Here is a 4,328-nt window from a genome sequence, read left to right on the forward strand (position 1 = left end):
GACCACATACATCAAAAGACTTTCTTGAAAAGGTAAAAGAATATTGATGCGTTCCGACCACTGTTTACCTGCAATGAGTAGATAAGGCTCGTTATTAATTTTTATGGTTTTCCACGCAATGCGCGTTGGATATGAGTTGTTGGCTAAATCTTGAAATTGAAGACTGTTGTGCTGTGCAAGCTCTGGTAAATGAATATGGAGCGGATTGATATTAATTAAAGTTTTGTCTTTATGAATAAGCAGAAACAAGTTGTCTTGGTTGCCAAGCATGTTTTGATATAGCTTAGGACGCGCAATGATTTGCTCTACATTTTCGCTATCTTGTAGCAAAATTTCCAAACGATTAATTCTGTCTGCTAAAGCTTTATCTTGTTGCTTTAATAAAATCTGGTTAATACCTAAATAGGTCATAAAGCCGACTGAACATAAAATTAAGGCAGAACAAAGCGTGACCAGTAATGTAATACGGACTTCAAGAGAACGTAGAAATTTAAAGTTCATAAGCTAACCGAAATTTTATAGCCCAAGCCACGTATGGTATGAATGAGTTTTAACTCATATCCCTCATCAATTTTGCTTCGTAAACGGCGTACCGCAACATCAATAAAGTTGGTATCGGTGTCAAAGTTAATATTCCAAACTTCGGAACCAATTTGTCTGCGTGTCACGATTTGTTCTTTATTGAGCAACAGGTAACGTAACAAATTAAATTCGGTTTTACTCAGCTCAACTAAGTTTCCGTTACGCCATACTTTATGGCCGACCACATCCATTTTTAGATCACTAATAGATAGCTCATTTTCTTGCAGATATTGCTGTCTTCTTAACAGACTTTTAATCCGTGCCAAGAGTTCAATATAGGAAAATGGTTTAGCCAAGTAATCATCTGCACCCAACTCCAACCCTTTCACTCTATCCATCACCTGATCTTTTGCCGTTAAGAAAATCACCGGAATTTTTGAAAACTGGCGTAGTACTTGTAATACGTTCCAGCCGTCTATGTCTGGCAACATGACATCAAGAATAAGCAAGTCATATTGATCTCTCTTTAGCATTTCCAAACCTTGAAGCCCTAAGTGAACACACTCCGCTTGATATCCAGACTCTTTTAATCCTTTGACCAAATAAGTGGCGATCTTGATCTCGTCTTCAATAATAAGGATACGCATTTTGTAGAGACTCATTTGAAAGATGACAACTTTGTAATGTGATTGTCATGCTTGAAATTAAGCAATTTGTTTAAGATTTTCAAAGCGACATAGAGGCAATCATTATGAAAAAATTGAACTGGCTGATGTTAACAGTCGTGCTATTCGGTAATAGTACTTTTGCACAGCCCCCTGCTTTGAATCAAGTTTATTCGTTAGATCTAAAAACTGCCCATCTGTTAGCCGACAGTGCAAAAGAGGCATGCAAAAAATTAAATCAAAACATTGCGGTCGTTGTTGTAGATCGTGGCGGTAATCCATTAACTACCGAACGGCATGAGCTAGTGGGCCCGCATAACTTAATGGCTGCCGAGAAAAAAGCCTATACCGCTTTATCTACCAAAACATCGACCTTGGTTTTAAGCCAAAACAGTAACCAAAACCCCGATGCAAAAAATTTAACCACCGTAGCGAATTTACTTTTGTTAGGTGGCGGAGTACCTGTCCGTTTTGAGAACCAAGTGATCGGAGCGATTGGGGTTGCAGGTGCTGGCGGCGCACAAAATGACAATCAATGCGCAAGCAAAGCCATTGAAACCGTTTTTCATTCATAAGGAGCTTCAACATGCCTAAGTCATTTATTGCTTTATCTTCGTTATTTATAGCTTCCGCTACATTTGCACAAACTAATCCGCTAAGTGTGCATGTGTTAAATCTAGAAACGGGTTTACCCTCTTCTCAGGTTGAAGTGGTTTTAGAAAAAAACACCAACAACCAGTGGGTTAAACTCAATCAGCAAGTGACCGATTCAAATGGTCGTATTACTGCGCTCTATCCAGAAAATAAAAAATTAGAGCAAGGAGTTTATAAAGTTACTTTTAAAACTGAAGACTGGTTTAAAAAGAACAAACAACAAACTTTTTTTGCCGAGGTTCCTGTAATTTTTAAAGTCGATGGAAGCGTAAACCACTACCATATTCCTTTATTACTCAGCCCTTACGGTTATTCAACCTATCGAGGCAACTAAAATAGAAAACCCCTTTATCTGTTGTGCACAAATAAAGGGGTTGATTAAAAGCGATTCGTTTTACGAACAAACACCATTGCTAATAACCGATTTTTTGTTTGAATCTAATGCCACAATTGAAGAAGAAACCGTATTAATAATTTGAGTCATGGCATCACTTGAAGCACTCACAATCGCATCCATCTTTTTAGCTTTTTGATCAATCGGTTGCTGAAAAGCAATTCGACAATTCAGCTGAGATCCTGCATTCGTAATGACTTTTGCATTATTTGACTCTAATTGACTAGGCGGTATTTGACGCTTCACCACCCAAGACACTGCAATATTAATATAGCTTTTATCTACAATATCAAAATGAGAAAAGTCTGTAGAAACTCGATATAAAGGCTGATTATTTCCAGCAAGCCCACTGCTATAACTGTCAATTGCGCCTAATTTTTGCTGCAAACCCGCCGACAAGGTATCGCGTAATTGCGTACCCATGGTCGATGTCCAGCGTTCGTTATTTAAAACCGTAGACTTACCACTACTGTCTTGGAGCACCAAAGGCGCACGGTCTAATCTGTCTGGAAGCCCGACTGGCAATACCTCAATCACCTGTACAGTTGATTTGGTAGTCGCAGTGATTTTAGGGGAAATCGTATAATAGTTTGGCGTTGGCGAACTCGAACATGCCGTCATGGCAACCGCCGTTAAAAACAGGCCGCTCCCAAGCAGCCATTTGGCTGCTTTAGGATGTTGAAAAGATAGAGTGTTTTTATTTTTCATCATCGGCCTCTGGTGTCTTACCACGAATAATTGATTCAGGATGTTGCTCAATATAATCTGCCATTAACTGTAATGAAGCTGCCGCACGTGTCATTTGCTGCAATGCTTTGCGTACGTCTTGTTGCAACGGCGCATCGCTCGACAAGATAGACTCGGACGATCTTACAGTTTTACGAACATCATCTAAAGTTGCTTGTAAACCTGGTGCAACTTTTCCATCTAACTGTTTAATCAGTTTGTCTGTAGAGGCAATGGCAGTGTTCATATTGTTGAGCGTTTTACGTACATCTTGCCCAATCTCAACTAACGGGAATTTCGTTAACTTATCAGCAATCTGAGAAACTTGAGCTTGTAAGCCACTCAGTTCGGTTGGTGTCGTCGGAATCACCACACGGTCATCACTCAAAATTTGTAATGTCGCCGGTTTCGCTTTAGGGAACTTATCTAGGGCAATATAGTTTTGACCCGTAAGCAGGTTGCCTGTTCTCATTTGAGCACGCCAGCCGTGTTCAACAAAATCTTTGAAAATGTTGCTGTTTGGGTTGAGTGCCTGACCATTTTCAACACGTGAAGGATAAATCACCGCCTCAACACGCATACGAATCTGTTTATAGTTGTTATAAAACTCTGCATTAATCGATTTAACATTACCAATTTCGATACCCATGAAATCAATTGGCGCACCGACTGCTAATCCACGTAATGAATGATCAAAGTACATAATCACACCACGCGGTTGCCCATCAGGTTCTTTTAATGCCTCAGATTTTGAATCCCAAAGATTAAAGCGACTCTGATTCGCTGCCATCGTCGCATGCGAACTTTCAGGGAATCCAAACGCAATACCGCCTGCAACAATACTTGCCAGAGATTGGGTATCTAAATTAAAGCCTGAAGCGTTTAAGGTCACATCGATCCCGCTTGCCTGCCAAAAACGTGCATCGGTAGTGACAAACTTGTCATATGGCGCACGGATAAAAGTTTGTAGCTCTACCGTTTTACCATCATCAGATAGTTTATAGGCTGTAATTTGCCCCACATTAATTCGACGATAATAAATTGGAGAACCGACATCTAAAGATCCCAAATCATCTGCATTTAAGAAAAATATTTTTCCGGGAACATCAGAAGATATAACTGGTGGTATTTCTAACCCCGTAAAATCGAACTTTTTCTCTTCTGATTTGCCTCCGTCCACTTCAATGTATGAACCTGACAATAAGGTGTCTATTCCTGAAACTCCACTCGTCCCAATACGCGGTCGCACAACCCAAAATCGTGAATCTTTTGCTGCAAAATTACTGGCACCTTTGCGCAAATCAATTCTGGCAATCACGTGTGAACGGTCATCTGAAAGATCAATCTGCCGTACCACACCAATATCC

At 40.0% G+C, this 4,328-nt stretch carries 5 protein-coding genes and 1 pseudogene; 2 read left to right on the plus strand and 4 right to left on the minus strand.

Translation table 11 applies throughout. The annotated features are described in order from the left end of the window. Nucleotides 1-501 (minus strand): annotated as a pseudogene (locus UC75_RS20410) (two-component sensor histidine kinase); the annotation flags it as partial. Next, nucleotides 498-1,169, minus strand: coding sequence for a heavy metal response regulator transcription factor (locus UC75_RS06280; RefSeq protein ID WP_049837047.1), 672 nt, complete (start codon nt 1,167-1,169; stop codon nt 498-500). The gene UC75_RS06280 and the pseudogene UC75_RS20410, both read right to left, overlap by 4 nt. A 125-nt stretch (nt 1,170-1,294) precedes the next feature. On the opposite strand from UC75_RS06280, the gene UC75_RS06285 reads away from it, so the two are divergent. Continuing rightward, nucleotides 1,295-1,762 carry a GlcG/HbpS family heme-binding protein gene (locus tag UC75_RS06285; protein ID WP_128825210.1) on the plus strand — a complete coding sequence of 156 codons (468 nt, stop codon included), beginning with the start codon at nt 1,295-1,297 and terminating at the stop codon, nt 1,760-1,762. Nucleotides 1,763-1,773: 11 nt separating this feature from the next. Further along, complete coding sequence (gene uraH / locus UC75_RS06290) at nt 1,774-2,175, plus strand: hydroxyisourate hydrolase (RefSeq protein ID WP_005046214.1); 402 nt, start codon at nt 1,774-1,776, stop codon at nt 2,173-2,175. A 60-nt stretch (nt 2,176-2,235) separates the two neighbouring features. On the opposite strand, the gene UC75_RS06295 is transcribed toward uraH, so the two are convergent. Beyond that, a complete protein-coding gene (locus UC75_RS06295) occupies nt 2,236-2,943 on the minus strand; it encodes a PqiC family protein (RefSeq protein ID WP_049837351.1) in 708 nt (235 codons plus the stop codon). Next, the coding region (locus UC75_RS06300) for an intermembrane transport protein PqiB (RefSeq protein WP_228137130.1) at nt 2,933-4,328 on the minus strand (1,396 nt) is incomplete at its 5' end. The genes UC75_RS06300 and UC75_RS06295, both read right to left, overlap by 11 nt.

Source organism: Acinetobacter sp. V2 (genome assembly GCF_001188385.1).
In the GTDB taxonomy this organism is placed as follows: Bacteria; Pseudomonadota; Gammaproteobacteria; order Pseudomonadales; family Moraxellaceae; genus Acinetobacter; species Acinetobacter oleivorans.

Bases quoted from the DNA above. Each gene is read 5' to 3' on its own strand.
- UC75_RS06280 (WP_049837047.1), bottom strand. From the start codon at position 1,169: ATGCGTATCCTTATTATTGAAGACGAGATCAAGATCGCCACTTATTTG.
- UC75_RS06285 (WP_128825210.1), top strand. From the start codon at position 1,295: ATGTTAACAGTCGTGCTATTCGGTAATAGTACTTTTGCACAGCCCCCT.
- uraH (WP_005046214.1), top strand. From the start codon at position 1,774: ATGCCTAAGTCATTTATTGCTTTATCTTCGTTATTTATAGCTTCCGCT.
- UC75_RS06295 (WP_049837351.1), bottom strand. From the start codon at position 2,943: ATGAAAAATAAAAACACTCTATCTTTTCAACATCCTAAAGCAGCCAAA.